At 52.1% G+C, this 17486-nt stretch carries 18 protein-coding genes and 1 tRNA gene; 16 read left to right on the top strand and 3 right to left on the bottom strand.

Annotated elements, in window-relative coordinates; translation table 11 throughout:
• Window positions 1-108: 108 nt before the first annotated feature.
• Window positions 109-184 (bottom strand) — tRNA-Val (locus P156_RS0104030).
• A gap of 163 nt (window positions 185-347) precedes the next feature.
• On the opposite strand from P156_RS0104030, the gene P156_RS0104025 reads away from it, so the two are divergent.
• The 10 genes from P156_RS0104025 to P156_RS0103980 all read left to right on the top strand — a co-directional run bounded on the left by P156_RS0104025 (window position 348) and on the right by P156_RS0103980 (window position 8464).
• Window positions 348-872, top strand: a complete 525-nt coding sequence (locus P156_RS0104025; RefSeq protein ID WP_027869035.1) for a nitroreductase family protein — start codon at window positions 348-350, stop codon at window positions 870-872.
• A gap of 81 nt (window positions 873-953) precedes the next feature.
• Window positions 954-1331 (top strand): heavy-metal-associated domain-containing protein, encoded by a 378-nt coding sequence (locus P156_RS0104020; protein WP_027869034.1) that lies wholly within the window; start codon window positions 954-956, stop codon window positions 1329-1331.
• 101 nt (window positions 1332-1432) lie between these two features.
• Window positions 1433-3301, top strand: coding sequence for a glutamine--fructose-6-phosphate transaminase (isomerizing) (gene glmS / locus P156_RS0104015; protein ID WP_027869033.1), 1869 nt, complete (start codon window positions 1433-1435; stop codon window positions 3299-3301).
• A 90-nt stretch (window positions 3302-3391) separates the two neighbouring features.
• The gene (locus P156_RS0104010) at window positions 3392-3769 is read left to right on the top strand and encodes a GntR family transcriptional regulator (RefSeq protein ID WP_027869032.1); all 378 of its coding nucleotides are present in this window, start codon (window positions 3392-3394) and stop codon (window positions 3767-3769) included.
• Window positions 3766-4485 carry an ABC transporter ATP-binding protein gene (locus P156_RS0104005; RefSeq protein ID WP_027869031.1) on the top strand — a complete coding sequence of 240 codons (720 nt, stop codon included), beginning with the start codon at window positions 3766-3768 and terminating at the stop codon, window positions 4483-4485. The genes P156_RS0104010 and P156_RS0104005 overlap by 4 nt, the downstream gene beginning before the upstream one ends.
• Window positions 4475-5281 carry a hypothetical protein gene (locus tag P156_RS0104000; protein ID WP_027869030.1) on the top strand — a complete coding sequence of 269 codons (807 nt, stop codon included), beginning with the start codon at window positions 4475-4477 and terminating at the stop codon, window positions 5279-5281. Before P156_RS0104005 ends, P156_RS0104000 begins: the two co-directional genes overlap by 11 nt.
• A gap of 349 nt (window positions 5282-5630) precedes the next feature.
• Window positions 5631-6059, top strand: a complete 429-nt coding sequence (locus tag P156_RS0103995; RefSeq protein ID WP_242838721.1) for an ATP-binding protein — start codon at window positions 5631-5633, stop codon at window positions 6057-6059.
• 30 nt (window positions 6060-6089) lie between these two features.
• A complete protein-coding gene (locus P156_RS0103990; protein ID WP_027869028.1) occupies window positions 6090-6653 on the top strand; it encodes a 5-formyltetrahydrofolate cyclo-ligase in 564 nt (187 codons plus the stop codon).
• The gene (locus P156_RS0103985; protein WP_027869027.1) at window positions 6646-7587 is read left to right on the top strand and encodes an AEC family transporter; all 942 of its coding nucleotides are present in this window, start codon (window positions 6646-6648) and stop codon (window positions 7585-7587) included. Before P156_RS0103990 ends, P156_RS0103985 begins: the two co-directional genes overlap by 8 nt.
• Window positions 7588-7648: 61 nt before the next feature.
• The gene (locus P156_RS0103980) at window positions 7649-8464 is read left to right on the top strand and encodes an Mrp/NBP35 family ATP-binding protein (RefSeq protein WP_027869026.1); all 816 of its coding nucleotides are present in this window, start codon (window positions 7649-7651) and stop codon (window positions 8462-8464) included.
• A 144-nt stretch (window positions 8465-8608) separates the two neighbouring features.
• On the opposite strand, the gene P156_RS12690 is transcribed toward P156_RS0103980, so the two are convergent.
• Window positions 8609-9994, bottom strand: coding sequence for an Ig-like domain-containing protein (locus P156_RS12690; protein WP_185752137.1), 1386 nt, complete (start codon window positions 9992-9994; stop codon window positions 8609-8611).
• Window positions 9995-10603: 609 nt separating this feature from the next.
• Here P156_RS12690 and P156_RS0103970 point away from each other — a divergent pair.
• From P156_RS0103970 to P156_RS13535, 5 genes are all read left to right on the top strand, one after another.
• Window positions 10604-11197, top strand: a complete 594-nt coding sequence (locus P156_RS0103970) for an XTP/dITP diphosphatase (protein ID WP_027869025.1) — start codon at window positions 10604-10606, stop codon at window positions 11195-11197.
• Window positions 11194-12036, top strand: a complete 843-nt coding sequence (locus P156_RS0103965) for a YihY/virulence factor BrkB family protein (protein WP_027869024.1) — start codon at window positions 11194-11196, stop codon at window positions 12034-12036. The genes P156_RS0103970 and P156_RS0103965 overlap by 4 nt, the downstream gene beginning before the upstream one ends.
• Complete coding sequence (locus tag P156_RS0103960) at window positions 12029-12640, top strand: TIGR04100 family radical SAM protein (RefSeq protein ID WP_034802199.1); 612 nt, start codon at window positions 12029-12031, stop codon at window positions 12638-12640. The genes P156_RS0103965 and P156_RS0103960 overlap by 8 nt, the downstream gene beginning before the upstream one ends.
• 10 nt (window positions 12641-12650) lie before the next feature.
• The gene (locus P156_RS0103955) at window positions 12651-13586 is read left to right on the top strand and encodes a diacylglycerol kinase family protein (protein ID WP_027869022.1); all 936 of its coding nucleotides are present in this window, start codon (window positions 12651-12653) and stop codon (window positions 13584-13586) included.
• A 251-nt stretch (window positions 13587-13837) separates the two neighbouring features.
• Entirely contained in the window at window positions 13838-14857 is a 1020-nt protein-coding gene (locus tag P156_RS13535) for a C40 family peptidase (RefSeq protein WP_027869021.1), read from the top strand.
• A gap of 191 nt (window positions 14858-15048) precedes the next feature.
• Here P156_RS13535 and P156_RS0103945 read toward each other — a convergent pair whose 3' ends face one another.
• Window positions 15049-16182 carry a 3-phosphoglycerate dehydrogenase gene (locus P156_RS0103945; RefSeq protein WP_027869020.1) on the bottom strand — a complete coding sequence of 378 codons (1134 nt, stop codon included), beginning with the start codon at window positions 16180-16182 and terminating at the stop codon, window positions 15049-15051.
• Window positions 16183-16381: 199 nt separating this feature from the next.
• Between P156_RS0103945 and serC the strand changes: the two genes are divergently transcribed.
• On the top strand, window positions 16382-17476 hold the full coding sequence (serC, locus tag P156_RS0103940; RefSeq protein ID WP_027869019.1) for a 3-phosphoserine/phosphohydroxythreonine transaminase: 1095 nt from the start codon (window positions 16382-16384) through the stop codon (window positions 17474-17476).
• Window positions 17477-17486: the final 10 nt, after the last annotated feature.

The following is a 17486-nucleotide window of genomic DNA, read 5'->3' as shown; positions in this document are numbered from 1 at the left end:
TATTCCTTATATTATTCAATCGAATAATTGTTATTGCAGATATTAGGATTTGTAATTTTGGCTATGATGGAAAAAAAAATCCACCGCAATGATTGCGGTGGTTTGGAGTGGTGGTCTGTGCGAGGCTCGAACTCACGACAACCTGGTTGTGACCCAGGTGCTCTCCCAGCTGAGCTAACAGACCCTACCTAAATACTATAGCACATGGGGACGATAGAAGCAAGCATTTTTTGCTCACTGGGAGAAAAATATCAAGCAAATGCGCTGGAAAGGGAACGCGTCCTATGTTAAACTGAACAAAAAGCCAATATCAGCAAGATAAGAAGTGAAGAAACAGGAGGATAGATATGAGTTTATTGGAACTGATGAGAACCAGAAGGAGCATCCGGGAGTTTACAGAGGAACCGATCCCAGAGGAGGTCCTGTTCAAGATAATGGAAGCGGGGGTACTGGCCCCCACCAGCAAGAGCAGAATGCCGTGGGAGATTCGGGTGATCCAGGACCAGTCTCTGTTAAAGACGCTGGCCAAGGCTAAGTGGCACGGGGCCAGGCCGCTGGAGAACTGTACCGCCGCTGTGGCAGTGGTAGCGGACAGCAGTGTGTCCGACGTCTGGATCGAGGACTGCTCTATTGCGATGACCTATATGCACCTCATGGCAGCTACGCAGGGATTGGGGAGTTGTTGGGTGCAGCTTCGCCTGCGCAAAGATGCAGATGGTGGCGATGCCGAGCAAAATGCGCTGGCTGCGCTGGGTTACGATGATCCCTGGCGCCTGGTTGGAATCCTGGCATTGGGGATACCCGGAGAGGAGAAGCCTGGCTATGGAGAGGATGATATCCGAAAGAGGATGGAAAAGAAGATAATTCGATGAATCATATGTTGCATTTCTCTCTTTTTGTGGTATCATAGATACGTGGTTAGGTCCATCTAACCAGGAAGGGGGAGACTGGATATGATATCTACGATTATTATTCTTTGTGCAGCGGCGCTGATCCTGTTTGCATTGTATAGAACGATCCAGAAGTTCAGAGGAAGGGCCAGATCCAGTTGCTGCGGAACGGCGGAGGTGGTGACGGCGAAGAAGGTGGAGGACATGGACGCGTCCCATTACCCGTATAGATACAAGTTGGGTATCGAGGGAATGCACTGCAGCAACTGTGCCAAGTCCGTCGAGAACGTATTGAACAGTATGGACGGCGTGTGGGCCAGGGTGAACTTGGGACGTGGCCAGGCAGAGGTGCTATCCAAGGCCGTTCGAGACGAAGAGGCATTTCTGAAGGAAATGAAAAAGACGTCCTATCGGGTCGTGAGTTTTGAGCAAGCAAACTGATTGTTGATATATATTCAAGATAATGCTATAATTATTCCATTGTGGAGCCTGCCTGCGGGTGAGGCTCCATCGTAATTTCATGGAAAAGCGAGGAGAACAGTATGTGTGGAATCGTAGGATATATTGGAAATAATCAGGCGGCACCGGTGCTTCTTAATGGACTGGCCAAGCTGGAGTACAGAGGGTATGACTCAGCAGGGCTGGCTGTGCGGGACGGTGACAAGCCGGCGGAGGTGGTGAAAGCCACTGGCAAGCTGATCAACCTGTCGGAGATGACTGATGATGGAAAGGCTGTGCCGGGCACCTGCGGCATCGGGCACACCAGGTGGGCGACCCACGGGGTTCCCAGCAGGGTCAATGCCCATCCGCATGTCAGTGGGAACTGCCAGGGCTCTGGTTCCGGTGCAGTGGAGTCGGAGGTCGTGGGAGTGCACAACGGGATCATCGAGAACTATCAGGAATTGACAGAGAAACTACTGCGTCACGGATACAGGTTCTACAGCGAGACCGACACAGAGGTGGTGGTGAAGCTGGTGGATTACTACTACAAAAAATACAAGGTGGGGCCCATCGATGCCATTGCCAAGACTATGGTGCGTGTCCGCGGTTCCTATGCACTGGCGCTCATGTTCAAGGACTATCCGGGAGAGATCTATGTTGCCCGCAAGGACAGCCCCATGATCATAGGGGTCAACGGAGAGGAGAGCTTTGTGGCATCGGACGTGCCTGCGGTGCTCAACTACACCCGAAGCGTTTACTATATTGGCAACCTTGAGATGGGGCGGCTCTCCGCAGGGGAGGCCACCTTCTACGACCTGAATGGAGATGTGATCGAGAAGGAACTGACGGAAATCAAGTGGGATGCGGCAGCGGCGGAGAAGGGTGGCTACGAACACTTCATGATGAAGGAGATCCACGAGCAGCCAAAGGCTATCCGGGATACCATCGCCTCGGTGGTGAAAGACGGGGCCCTGGATCTGGGGAGCATCGGACTTACGGAGGAGGAGATCCGTGCGTTCTCTCAGATTTACATCGTGGCCTGTGGGTCGGCTTATCACGTGGGGATGGCCATGCAGTATGTGCTGGAAGATCTGGTACAGATCCCGGTACGGGTGGAACTGGCCTCTGAGTTTCGCTACCGGCACATGAGGCTGGATCCCAGCGGCTTGGTGATCGTCATCAGCCAGTCCGGCGAAACCGCGGATTCTCTGGCAGCGCTGCGCATGTCCAGGGAGCATGGCCTGATGACGTTGGGCATCGTCAACGTGGTGGGGAGCAGCATCGCCAGGGAGGCGGACAAAGTCTTTTATACCCTGGCTGGACCGGAAATCTCCGTAGCCACCACAAAGGCGTACTCTGCCCAGTTGGTGGCGGGGTATCTGCTGGCCATGGAGTTCGGGAAGGTGCGCGGAACCATAGAAGCAGAGGAACTGAAGGAGATGCTCCGGGAGTTGTCGGAGATTCCGGAGAAGATTGAGCGGATTCTGGAGGAAAAGGAGAGAATCCAGTGGTTCGCATCCAAGCTGGCCAACGACAAGGATGTATTCTTCATCGGTAGAGGATTGGACTACGCCATAAGTCTGGAAGGAAGCCTGAAGATGAAGGAGATCTCTTATGTACACAGTGAAGCCTATGCGGCGGGAGAATTAAAGCATGGTACCATCAGCCTTATCGAGAATGGTACCCTTGTCATCGGGGTATTGACCCAGAACGAACTGTTCGAGAAGACCGTTTCCAATATGGTGGAATGTCAGAGCCGCGGGGCGTATCTGATGGGACTTACTAATTACGGCAATTACAGTGTGGAGGAGACTGCTGATTTCACCGTCTATATTCCCAAGACGGATCAGCATTTTGCACCTTCACTGGCGGTGATCCCACTCCAGCTGCTTGGGTATTACCTGAGTGTAGCCCGGGGTTTGGATGTGGACAAGCCCAGAAACCTTGCCAAGAGTGTGACAGTGGAATGATCGAACGTTTTTTTAAACAAAGGGTTGACAAATCGCCTGGACTGTACTATTGTATTATTAACATAATACAATAGTACAGGAGGGGAGCGTATGGCATGGCAATTTGAAAGCGGTCTGCCGATCTATCGGCAACTGGTAGACAGGATCCGCATGATGATCGCCGGTGGTGAATTCAAGCCAGGGGACAGAATCCCGGCAGTGCGGGAACTGGCATTGGAAGCAGGAGTGAACCCCAACACGATGCAGAAGGCGTTGGCCCAGCTTGAGAAGGATGGCCTGATCTTCTCGCAACGTACAGCCGGCCGTTTTGTCACCCAGGATGGGGAGACATTGCGGGCACTGAGACAGGAACTGGGAAAGGGGTATATCTCTACTATGTTTGAGAATCTTCGGAAGCTGGGACTCAGCGACCAGGAGATCCTGAAGGCGGTGCGGGAGCATGCGGAAGAGAGAGGAGGTGTAGGATGAGCACATTTGAACTGAAACAACTGACCAAGGTGTACGGGGCATTTCCGGCACTGAATAACATAAGCCTGAAGCTGGAGAAAGGTCGTATCGTAGGCTTGCTCGGCCCCAACGGCAGCGGCAAGACCACCATGATCAAGCTGGCCAACGGGCTGCTGCAACCGACTAGCGGGGAGATCCTCGTCGATGGACAGCGACCGGGACCAGCCACCAAAGGAAAGGTGGCGTATCTTCCAGATCGGGATTTCCTCCCCGCGCACATGAGCATCCGCCAGGTGATCGATTTCTACCAGGATTTCTACGGCGATTTTCGGAGGGACCGGGCGGAGCAGATGCTTTCAAACCTGGGGCTTTTTCCTGAGGATCGGATCCGCAAGCTTTCCAAGGGGAACAGGGAGAAGGTGGAACTGATCATGACCATGAGCCGGAATGCCCAGGTCTATCTGTTGGATGAGCCCATTGCCGGGGTGGATCCGGCGACCAGGGATTATATCCTTCATACCATCATTTCCAACTATTCCGAGGAATCGCTGATGGTGATCTCGACCCATCTCATCGCAGATGTGGAGCCGGTGCTGGACGAGATCGTGTTTCTGCGGCAAGGCCAGATCGCGCTTCATGCAGGGGCCGATGATCTGAGAGAACGCACCGGACAGAGCATTGATCAGGCATTTCGGGAGGTGTTCCGTTTTCAGGGAGGTGATGGCTATGTTAGGTAAGCTGCTGAAATACGAGATGAAAGCCATGGGGAGGATCGTGCTCCCGTTTTACGCAGCGTTGATCGGCGTCGCGATCCTGTTTTCCATCTCTCTGGCAATCAATGGATTCGAATTTGACGGGGCCTTATCGGCGATCATGAACACGATCCTGGTCGTAGCGCTGGTGTGCCTGTTCATCGCCAGTGGTGTAGTCTGTCTGGTCCTGATCATCCAGCGTTACTACAGGAACCTGCTGGGAGATGAGGGATATCTGATGTTCTCCCTCCCGGTGAAGACCAGCGAACATATCGCCTGCAAGACCATCTCTGCTATGATATGGAGTACGCTGGGAGTCCTGGCAGGATTGATCGCCGTCTTTGTCCTTCTTCTAGGGGCAGTGGGGCCGGCAGAGGTGATGGAGACGATCACTCATGCCCTTAAGGAATATATGGCCATCGGCATTGGTCACGCAGTGTTGTTTCCTGTAGAGATCCTCGTGCTTATCCTTCTCAATGAGGCGGCGCAATGCGCGCAGATCTTCTCAGCCATCTCCATCGGGCATCTTTGGTCGGAGCACCGGATCCTGGGAGCCATCCTGGCATACATCGGGATCAGCACTGTCAGCAGTGTCCTCGTGACGATCATAGGTCTGGTTCTTCCCTGGGCAGACATTGAACTGTGGATCGAGCGTATGATGAGCGAACTGGGCAGCGCCCACCTGGTGATCTGGGGACTGAACCTGATCAACCTCGCTATCACAGCGATTTTCAGTGCGATCAGTTGGTACATGCTGGATCGGCGACTGAACCTTCAGTAAATAGTGACTGCTCAATAAGTCCCCGCCGGACTTTTTGAGCGAAGATCACTGTGTGATCTTCGCTGCAGCGTTGATTTCATCAACGCTGGCAGTCACTACTTGATGCTTGTGCTCAGCGATTCGGCCGTTTCCGAATCGCTGAGATGCAAGGTTTTTCAATAATTGGTCATAAACCTTGCATCTCGGCAACCGAAAAGGCTTTGCTGAAATTGGAATACAAGCCTTTTCGGTTGCCGAGCACGCATTAATTACCGCTGGTAAAGCCTGTGGAATAGTGTTATAATATGCTTTGCGGCTGATCGCTGCAAAGTATTTACTTTTTTGATTGGAGATGATAGATGTGACACTGATGGAAAGAGTCCCCCATTGCAATGGATGCGGGGCCTGTGCGGTGGTCTGCAAAGAGCATTGTATCAAGATGCAGAGAGCGGAAGACGGGATGATGCGTCCTGTGGTGAATGAGAACGGCTGCAACAAGTGCAACAACTGTGTTCTATACTGTCCGCTGTATAATCCGGTGGAACTACCTGCCTTCGACAACTATTACGAGTACGAGGATGATTTTTACTATAGGAACATGCCTCAGGTGTACCGAGAGACCATGCGAAAGTCCAAGGCAGGCAGTGTGGAGTTCGCAGGTACCCTCTGTCAGATCGCGGGACTGAAGTCCCTGCAAGGAGACCGAATCCGGGAGACAGAGCACATTCTGCCCCTGCACTGTGACCCGGATGATCCCAAGCGTCCTGCGTGCGCGGTCTGTGAGTTTGTGAAACGATAGAACACCAAGCTTTGTGAAAGGAAGGTCCATATGGAAGAGGTGAGAGAAGCCAAGAAAGCGCTTAGGCGGAAGGTCCGCACTATCAACGAGTCACTGACAGGCGGCTACAAGCAGTGGGCCAGTGAACGGATCTGCAGCAAGGTGACGAGCTTGCCAGCCTATCAGGAAGCAGACACTGTGTTCTGCTTTGTGGGGATGGACCCCGAGCCGGACACGCGGGGCATCATTGAGGATGCGCTGACTCATGGTAAGAGGGTATGCGTGCCGCTCTGCATCGATGACCACACCATGGTGGCCAAGGAGATCCAGGATTATGACCAGGATTTGAAGGAAGGGTGGTACGGAATTCTGGAGCCGGCGGCTGAGTTGCCTGAAGTGTCTCGGGAGGAGATCGGCTTCGGGGTGATCCCATGCGTGACCTGCGATCTGGCGGGCAACCGGCTGGGGCACGGAAAGGGCTACTACGACAGATATCTGGAAGGAGTGGAGTTCCCTCAAGCCATGATTTGTTTCCTGAAAGTAACGGTGCCGGAGGGGGAGATTCCGGTGGGACCGTATGACTTGCCGGTGGAGACGGTGATCACGGATGCTTGACAATTTTCTGATCTGCCTGCAGGCAGTGGTGCCCATGTTTATCCTGCTGGCGATCGGTGTTCTGATCCGCCGCAGTCGCATCATCGATGACGCATCCCTGAAGAAGTGCAACAGGATGGTATTTCTGGCCTGTTTCCCTACGATTATTTTTGAAAACCTTTACGGGGCGAAGTTCGGGGATGCATGGAATACCAAGTTGGTGTTATTCGCTCTGGTGGTATTGGCATTGATCATCGCCTTCACGATCCCTCTGGTGATGCAGGTTGAGAAGGAACCGGCCAGCCGGGGAGCCATGATCCAGGCTATCTATCGGAGCAACTTTGTCATCATGGGGCTTCCCATCGTGGCGAATATCTACGGCCGGGGAAATCTGGCGATGACGGCAATGCTCATCGCCATCATCGTACCGTCTTACAACGTGCTGGCGGTGGTGATCCTGGAGACATTTCGAAAGGGACGGATTAACAAAGCCCATATCCTGAAAGGGATCGTGACCAACCCCCTGATCCTGGGCGCGCTTGTGGGACTGCTGTTCGTTATCAACCAGTGGAAGTTGCCGCAGCCTGTAGAAAGTGTCATCGGGGATCTGTCTTCGGCCGCAACCACCATGTCTCTGTTGATCTTGGGAGCATCCTTTAGTTTCCGAAGTGTACAGAAAGGGTGGAGGGATCTGGTCGTCTGCGTACTGGGTCGGTTGGTACTTGTGCCAGGATTGTTTCTGCCGGTGGCGGCACTGGCGGGATTTCGGGACATGGCGTTCCTGTCACTGCTTGCCATGCTGGCCGCTCCTACGGCCATCTCGTCCTACACCATGGCAGAGAGCATGGACAGTGACGGCGAACTGGCAGGCAATTGTGTTATCTTTACTTCGGCCTTCTCCTGCGTGACCCTGGTGGGGTGGCTGTTTGTGTTCAAGAGTTTCGGGGTATTTTGATATTGTTACCAAATGGCGTGTTGCGCCAATAAGAAAGATAGGAATCATAAGGAGGTCAATTATGCCAGATTGTAATCGTGACTGCAACTCCTGTGGTAAGGACTGCAGCGAAAGAGAAGGGGGAATCCCCAAGACACCGTTGAATGCTGATTCACATGTCGGGAAGGTCATCGGCGTCGTCAGCGGAAAGGGAGGCGTCGGCAAGTCCTCTGTCACCTCTATGCTGGCGGTGGCAGCGGCCAGGCAAGGGAAGAAAGTCGCTGTACTGGATGCGGACATCACCGGTCCTTCTATTCCCAAGACCTTTGGGATCAAGAACCATGCCATGGGGAACGGCGAGGTGATCATGCCGGAACTGACCAAGGGAGGCATCAAGGCTATGTCTGTCAACCTGCTTTTGGAGAACGAGACTGAACCGGTGGTTTGGAGAGGACCTATTCTGTCCAACGTGGTACAGCAGTTCTGGGGAGATGTAGTCTGGGGCGATATCGACGTGATGTTCGTAGACATGCCGCCGGGAACCGGTGATGTGGCGCTGACAGTCTATCAGTCCCTGCCCATTGACGGTATCATCATTGTCACTTCTCCGCAGGATCTGGTTTCCATGATCGTCGAGAAAGCAGTAAATATGGCAGAGATGATGAATGTGCCTGTACTGGGGATCGTAGAAAATATGTCCTACTTCCAGTGTCCTGACTGTGGAAACAAGCATTACATTTTCGGAGAGAGCAATCTGGATGAGGTAGCCTCGGCCCGTGGCATCCAGTTGATTACCAGACTGCCCATGGATCCGGCGCTGGCCAGAGCCTGTGACGAAGGTACCATCGAAGACTATGCCAGCGAAGGCATGGAGACCATGGCGAAGGCGCTTCTGTAATGTGTCAGAGGGTGTGTCAAAGGGGACGGTTCTTTTTGACACACTTTAAAGAACGCACAAGAAGAGGGACCCGCAAGGGTCCCTCTTCTTGTGCATTTTGTTTCGGATTGTGTCAAAAAGAACCGTCCCTTCTGACACACCCTCTTATTTGTTCAGCCGGAGCACCTTGGTATAGTGGTGCCACGGAGTATTGAAGTAGGCAGTAGGCGCGATAGAGATCTCTCTGCCAGAGCTGTCTCCAGACTTCCCATCGTAGTTGTCATGAGCACCGGCGTTCAGATACTGCCCAAAACTGTTTTTCTTACCGGTGAAGATCTCAACGTGTGCGCTGGGGTTGATCAGGATATCTCCGCGCTTAAGCTTGGAGGTACTGAGCTTACCCATGTCTTTCCAGCCGTTTTTCTTCAGTGTGTTATAGAGCGTGGTACATCCGCCGCTGGACCTGCAGTACTTCAGCATGGCCGGATCGCCCAACCCGTGGGCCACAGCGGCCGCCACAAAGGAAGCACAGTCATAGTCCTTGGATACCTTGCTGCCATGACAGAAGTAACAGAAGCGATCTAGTCTGCCCCGGGAGGTGTTCATAGAGTAACCAAACCGGTTATCCCTGGCAATCTTCTCTGCCCACACGACCACAGCCTCTGCGTTTCCGGTAACGTTCAAGGTGACCTTGGCTTTGGCTGCTTTGGTATCTGCGAAGTGGCCGCCGGAAGCGGTGATTTTCACAGTGCCGCAGCCCACTGCCTTGACCACACCGTTGCTGGTAACAGTGGCGATGTTCTTGTTGGAGGACTTCCACTTGATGGTACGGTTGGCACCATTAGCAGCCGTTGCTATCAGTGTCATCGTGGCGCCGGATTTCAGGCTTCGTTTCGATGCCCCGGCAATGGTGACCTTGGTGGGGTACATCCTGATTACGTTTACGCGGAAGGATCTTTTCAGGCCATTATGGGCTGTAGCAGTAATGTTGACTGAGCCGATCTTTTTTGCCTGGATCACACCGGCACTGGTGACCGCAGCAATACTGCTGTTGCTCGAGGATAGCGACACAAAGCTGTTTGCCGGGTTGTTAGAAACAACGGAAATGGCTCCGTTGGATCGTTCCGGCACATTGGATGTGAGCGTACGTAGAGTGATGGCCGTCGCGTTGTTATCACCTGCATAGGTGGTGACGCGGGCCAGGTTTCCCCGTACAGTACCATTGTAGGGGATCACCGTAAAGACAACGGGCTTGTTGTTCTTGGCCAGTACCACGGCCTGATGTCCACTGACCCTGGTCAGTTCATGAGCTTGCTGCTTCCAAACATAAGAGGTAGAAGTCTTTTTCTTCTTGACGGTTTTCTCCTTACCATTTACCTTTACCTTGGTTTTGATGGTTTTGGTCTTCACCACCTTGACCTTGGTGTTCCAGGTGCCGTATACGATATAGGTGGTGGCTTTGCCGGAAGGAGACCAGGTCAACTGCACCCGACGGTAATGGCGACGTTTCTTCTTGGCGGGAACTGCCTTCTGTGAGACTTCTGTGTTCACGTAAAGATTAAGAACGCCAGGTTTGGGGACAGTTTTTCTGGCTTTGGATTTCTTGGATGTTTGTTTGGACGTGCTGGATGCAGCACCATAAGACGCCTCGCTGATCGTGGGTACAAAACATATCACGAAGGCGAACGCGAGGATGATGGCAAAGAGTCTCTTTGCTAAATGATGATTACTGTAAACCATTGGATTTCCCTATTCGACGATTGGCAGGTACCCCCTGACAAGCGAGCCGGAATCGTCAGCAATGACAGTAGTAACTTTCCGGAGGAGCAGGGCATCTGAATCAGGATGCCCTGTGCTTCCGATGTAGTAAATCTCTGTCGATCAGCCAATGATCATCTGCCCAATTCCGATGCAAGAATGTGTACAACTTCTGTGAAGTTATAATCGTTTCCCCTGTTCCCAGGCATCGGAGCGAAAACTACGTCACAGTCTTCGGCAGATCATCTGTTCAACGGGTGGTCTATCAACCTCCATAGACTACAGTATGTGATTAGGTAGAGATAATTATACCATAGAAGTCAATAGTGTGGTATAATATATTTTGTGAAAATACATTTTTTTCTTGCCTAATTAGAGAAATTGGTTTACAGTAGAGGACATATGGTAATTATTGCAGCTACCAAGAACAAAAACAAGATACGGGAAATGGAAGCCATCACTTCTCGGTTAGGGATGCACATCGTGCCCCGGGATGAGGCCGGTGTTCCGGAGGTGGAGATCGTAGAGGACGGTACCACCTTCGAGGAAAACTCCCTGAAGAAAGCGATGGAGATCATGAGGCTGTCCGGAGAGGCAGCGATTGCCGACGACTCGGGTTTGGAGGTGGACTATCTGGACGGAGCGCCGGGTGTATGGTCTGCCAGGTTTGCCGGAGAAGACAGTGACGACGAAACCAACAATCAGAAACTCCTAAGACTGATGGATGGTGTTCCAGAAGAGCAGCGGACGGCCAGGTTCGTCTGCGTGATCACCCTGGTCTACCCGGATGGAACGAGTGTCGTTGCAAGGGGAGAGTGTCACGGGCGTATTCTGACCGTGCCACAGGGCGAGAACGGGTTCGGATATGACCCGTTGTTCGTTGCGGATGGAATGGACAAGAGTTTTGCGGAGATCTCGCAGGGAGAGAAGAATCGGATCAGTCACCGCGCCCTTGCACTGAACAAGTTGGATAGCATACTGAAAGGAAATCGATGACACTGGACTATATTAAGGAAAGATTCAGGACGATGCTTCTGTTGGCGATCAAGCAATTTGGAGATCCTTACTACCAGGGGTTTGCCGCACAGATCGCCTTCTACATCATGCTCTCTGTGGTGCCCACGATCGTACTTCTGTCCCAGGTGCTGGGATTTATGGGGATCACCAGCTTGAGTTTTCTGAACGAGCTGATCGACCGGTACATCACGCCTTCGATGGGCGCTACTATCAAGGCGCTGCTTGCCAACGGATCATCGCTGAGTAACAACATCATCATGATCGTTACTGCGATCTGGGCTGCCTCCAGAGCGCAGTTTTCCATGATGCGAATTGCCAACTACACTTATTCGGTGGGGCGTACTACCGGGAATTTCTTTACAGAAAGGCTCCGGTCCCTGCGAACGATGTTCCTCATGATCTTCACCTTGGTGTTCGTCATTGTGATCATTGTGTACGGAAAGGATCTGCTGGTGTTGTTCGCAGGTAAGATGATCGAGTCCTATCGAATCGTGGAAGTGTGGGAGGATCTGAAGTGGCTGATCGCCATGGGGATGTACTTTCTTCTTGTGCTCTCCATGAACTACATCCTTCCGGAGACGAAGATCAACGTCGGAGCCATCATCCCCGGAAGCGTTTTCAGTGCCATTGGTCTGGTAGTGGTGACCATGGTATATTCTACTTACACCAGGTATATCGTTAGTTTCAACGTGATCTACGGCTCACTTTCATCCATTGCAGCTCTCATGTTCTGGTTTTACTTCATGGCGTGGGTGTTGGTGTTGGGTGTGCTTCTGAACCGGGTGGTCAGAGATTCAAAGGGAGAACAACATGAGTGATTACAGAGAAGAGATCGGGAGTGTGCTCTACGATTATGGAAGCGGTCTTTATGTCAACCTCACCAATCGCTGTCCGTGCAGGTGTGATTTCTGTATCCGGAATATGACGGAGGGTTTGGGTACGGCGGATTCTCTTTGGCTGAAAAGGGAACCTACCGTGGATGAGGTTCTGGAGATGTTGGGAGACTGGGATCTTTCAGCGTACGATGAACTTGTATTCTGCGGGTACGGTGAGCCCACAGAGCGGTTGGAAGACCTGCTGGCCATCGCAGCCTATGTAAAGGCCCATACCCATCTGAAGGTTCGGATCAACACCAATGGTCTTGCCGATCTGATCAACGGAAAGGAGACTGCCCCTATGCTGGAGGGGGTAATCGATGCGGTGTCTGTCAGTCTGAATCAGTCTGACGCCCAAAAGTATACAGAGCTTTGTCATCCAACCTTCGGCCCGGATGCCTATAATGCGATGCTTCAGTTTACCAAGGACGTCAAAGCTTACGTTCCCTCGGTGGCCATGTCGGTGGTTGGAGTGATCCCCCGGGCAGATATCGAGAAATGTGCGCAGATGGCACACCGGATCGGAGTGACATTCAGAGTGAGATAGGAGATTATTAATGAAGAGAGTACTGATTATCATCAATCCTAATGCGGGAAGAAAACATGCTAACGCATACTTTGTCAGGATCGCGGATGTTTTCTGCAGAGCGGGCTATGAGGTGGTAGTCGCCACCACAGCACAGCGAGGAGACGGCACTGTCTTTGCCAGAGAGCGTGGCGGAGAGTTCGATTTGGTGGCCTGTATCGGTGGAGATGGCACCTTCAATGAGGTGGTGGAAGGTGTGCTGGAGGCCAATCTGAATATTCCGATCGGCTATATTCCCTCCGGGACTACCAATGATTTCGCTTCCAGCATCGGTATTCCCAAGCGTCTGGTAGAGGCAGCGAAGGATATCGTGGGTGGGGAACCTCTCGATCTGGATATCGGTAGTTTCAACAATCGTTACTTTTCCTATGTGGCTTCCTTCGGGGCATTCACCTCGACATCTTACAGCGTCCCTCAGGATCTGAAGAATCTCCTGGGCCATACCGCCTATATATTAGAAGGAATAAAGGACATTCCATCCATAAAACCTCTGGATCTGACCATACGGGATGTCCAGAATGACAGGATCTACGATGAAAAGTATCTGTTCGGAGCGGTCTGCAACTCCACCTCTATGGGCGGGGTACTCACCCTGAAGGAAGAACTGGTGGACATGAACGATGGAAAATTCGAGGTGCTCCTCATCCGGGCTCCCAGGAACCCCATCGAGCTTGCGCAGATCACCATGGCGCTTACCATGGGAAAGGTGGACTCCTGTCCCATGATGGACTTTTTCAGCAGCAGTGAGGTTGAAGTACAGGCGACGGAGAACATCCCATGGACCCTTGACGGGGAGTACCAGCCTGGTGCAGATCACATCCTCATCAGGAATAACCGAGGTGCAATCCGGCTCATGGTGGCCAAGGGGAACCGCCATTTGCTAGCGAACACAAGACGAGATCGTTGAGTGTATGCGTGAGGCGTAATAAAAATTCAAATCTGAATATTTATTTCTTAAGGAATGTTAAGAATTGAAAAAGCGCATAAGGGTTGAAATTTAAACAAATATGCGCTTTTTTGATTGTGTGGTTTCTGTGAAGAAAAGCGTTTTTTGTTGACTTTGGTGTGTATATAGTATAATATAAATCAGAGAACATTTGGTTAGGTGATCTTTGCGTGAGGGGATGCGGATCACCGTACTGAACAAGGAGAATGTGCATGAGAAAACACCTCGTGAATAAGAAGGGACTGACGCCGAGGAGGCTGTTGCTGATCATGGGCGTTGAGTTGATTGCGCTCGCAGTAGTCCTGTCCTTTGTGATCGGCACCTACACGGCTGCCGATTTCTACGAGATCAGCGTTGGAGGGAAGACCGTAGCCTCTGTGAAGACGGAGGGGAAGGTGAGCAAGACCAGGAAACTCGTTGAGAAGGCTTTTCAGGAAGAGAATGCCAAAAACGTGAAGGTTTCAGTAGATCCGGCCATTCAGTCCAAGAAGGTCTACTACGGAAAACTGGACAAGAAGCCGGCGGTCTCCTCTGCTAAGGAGGCAGCAGAGACTATCCTGGGGAAGGACGGGGAGGAATCCCTGGTCAAGGTGACCACCAACCAGACCGTCAAGCGGAAGAAGGCGGTCAAGTACAAGAAGGTGGTCAAGAAGTCCAAGGAAGCAGCTCTGAACACTGTTGGTGTCGCCCAGAAGGGAGAGAAGGGCACAGAACAGCTTACCGTAGAAGCGACCTCCGTCAACGGTGAGATCGTTGAGTCGGAAGTTGTCGACAGACAGGTAGTGGAGAAACCTGTGGATGAGGTCACCGTCCAGGGAACCAAGGTGGAAGATGGTGCCAAGGGTGACACTAATACGCATCTGGGAGCGACATATAGTAAGGAAGCAGGGCAGCAGGTAGCAGACTACGCCCTGAAGTGGGTAGGCAATCCCTACAAGTGGGGTGGAGTGAGCCTGACCAACGGTGCGGATTGTTCCGGTTTTGTGCTGGCAGTGTATGATCACTTTGGCATTGGACTTCCCCATGACGCGGGAGCGGATCGAGCCTACGGAGTGGATGTCTCTCTGGACGAGGCGCAGCCGGGCGATCTGATCTGCTATTACGGACACATCGGCATTTACATCGGAGATAACAAGCTGGTCCACGCGATGGACGAGTCCCACGGGATCACCGTGTCTACCATCGGGTACAACGGCAAGAGGATTATGACGGTTCGTCGAATACTGGGATAGAAATGATGAAGAGAGCTTCGGCTCTCTTTTTTTTTGCTGGGCTGGGGGGGTTGATACGCAGTTTATGGCAAAATCACCTAGGCTTATGGCAGAGCCATAAGCATAGGTGATTTTGCCATAAGCGGTGTATGAAAAAAGCCGCCGCATCGCTGCGACGGCCTCCGCTTCATCTCTGTTGAGATGCTATCTGGTTATTTGATCACTCTTACGCGGACTGCGCCTTCGATGGCCGGTGCATCTGCAACATCGTCGCTGGTGGAAACCAGTACGTAACCGTAGTCGCCTTTGGAGCCACCGGCTACGCCGCTTACAGTAACGCCGATGTTCTTCACGACAGCGTCTACCGGATTCTCAACGCCCTTGGTCAGGACAGCGATTCTGGTGTCACCCTTGCGTGCACCCAGGCTGGCTGCCGGGAAGTTGACCGAGTTGGTGACGTTTCCGTTCTCGATGTAGTCCATGATCTCGTTCACTGCGATGGTGGCACAATTGTCTTCTGCTTCCGCGGTGGATGCACCCAGGTGTGGCAGGATCACGACGCCATCCTTGCCAACGAGACCATCGGTACCAAAGTCGGTGATGTACTCACTGATCTTGCCGCTCTCCAGTGCTGCCAACAGGTCAGCCTCGTTGACCAGCTTGTCACGGGAGAAGTTCAGAACCACGGCGCCGTCCTTCATCTGGTCGAATACCTCAGCGTTGATCATGCCATTGGTAGCCGGGGAAGCCGGAACGTGGATGGTCACATAGTCTGCGTCCGCCAGCATATCCTTAGGATCTCCGACGACCTTGACGCAAGAGCAAAGGTTGTGCGCGTTCTTCGGGGTGAAGAAGGGGTCATAGCCAACTACGTCCATGCCCAGAGCGGCAGCGGAATTGGACACCATGACACCGATGGCGCCCAGGCCATAAACCGCCAGAGTCTTGCCTTGGATCTCCTTGCCGGCAAACTGTTTCTTTCCTTTTTCGACAGCCTTGCCTACATCGGTGGTCAGGGTCTTTGCCCAGGCCAGTGCGGCAGGAATGTTTCTGGCGGAGAGGAAGAGGCCAGCGATGACCAGTTCCTTGACGGCGTTGGCGTTGGCACCCGGAGTGTTGAAAACGACGATGCCTTGGTCAGCGCACTTGTCAAGCGGAATGTTATTGACACCGGCACCTGCTCTGCCGATAGCATACAGGGACTCGGAAAAGTCCATCTCATGCATATCCTGACTTCTGACCAGAATTCCGTTTGCTGCAGCCAGATCATCAGATACCTGATAGTTGTCTGTGAGGTGAGCAAGACCAACCGGAGAGATCTTGTTCAATGTTGCGATGTTGTACATGATAATCAACCTCCATTCAGTATAGAAACTGTATATTCTTTCGTAAATTATATCACGCAAAATCTTTACTTTCAATACATTGGGTGATATAATAAACTAAAAGATTTGGTATGGACAATATTTTTATTTCTTATACCTAAATCTCAACGAATAATTTGTTTCAATATGTTCAATATTAGTGTAATAGGGGGACAGTATTATGAGCAATAAGTACGACAGAGTGTTTAACTTCTCTGCAGGTCCGTCCGTGCTTCCGCTGGAAGTTCTCGAGAACGTTCAGAAGGATCTTCTGAACTACAAGGGGACCGGACAGTCCGTTATGGAGATGAGCCACCGTTCCGCAGAGTATCAGAAGATCATCGATGAGGCAGAAGCTGATCTGAGAACCTTGCTGAACATTCCGGATGACTACAGCGTACTTTTCCTTCAGGGTGGCGGTACACTGCAGTTCTCGATGGTTCCGATCAATCTCCTCAGAAACTCCAAGAAGGCTGACTACATCGTGACCGGTCAGTGGGCCAAGAAGGCATATAAGGAAGCCTGCAAGTTCGGCGACATCCGTTGCGTTGCCAGTTCTGAAGACAAGACCTTCTCTTACATCCCGAAGGTGAGTAAGGAAGACTTCAGAGAGGATGCAGACTATGTCTACATCTGCTACAACAACACCATCTATGGATCCAAGTTCCCGTACATTCCTGACACAGGAGATATCCCTCTCGTTGCGGATATGTCCTCCTGTATCCTGAGCGAGGAGATCGATTGGTCCAAGTTCGCATGCGTATGGGCTGGCGCTCAGAAGAACGTGGCTCCCGCCGGCGTGACCATCGTAATCATCCGTAAGGACCTGATCGGCCATGCTCCGGAGGGAACACCGGTCTATCTTGACTACAAGATCCACGATGAGAAGGGCTCCATGTACAACACCCCGCCTTGCTTCTCCATCTATGTAGCAGGTGAAGTGTTCAAGTATCTGCTTGCCAACGGTGGTGTCAAGGCCATGCACGAGAAGGACATCCGCAAGGCACAGAAGCTGTACGATGCCATCGATGAGAGCAGCCTGTTCAAGGGCACCGTTGAGAAGGAAGACAGATCTCTCATGAACGTCACCTTTGTCACCGGAGATCCCGATCTCGACAAGGAATTCATCGCGCTGGCCAAGGAGAACGGCCTGATCAATCTGAAGGGACATCGTTCTGTTGGCGGCCTGAGAGCCAGCATCTACAATGCTATGCCTGAAGAGGGCGTAGACGCGCTGATTGACCTGATGAAGAAATTCGAAGCAGAGAAAAAATAACACCAAGGCG

This window comes from Eubacterium sp. AB3007, from assembly GCF_000688015.1.
In the GTDB taxonomy this organism is placed as follows: Bacteria; Bacillota; Clostridia; order Peptostreptococcales; family Anaerovoracaceae; genus Aminicella.
Note: the sequence above shows the minus strand (reverse complement) of the source record. Positions and strands in the feature narration are given on the sequence as shown.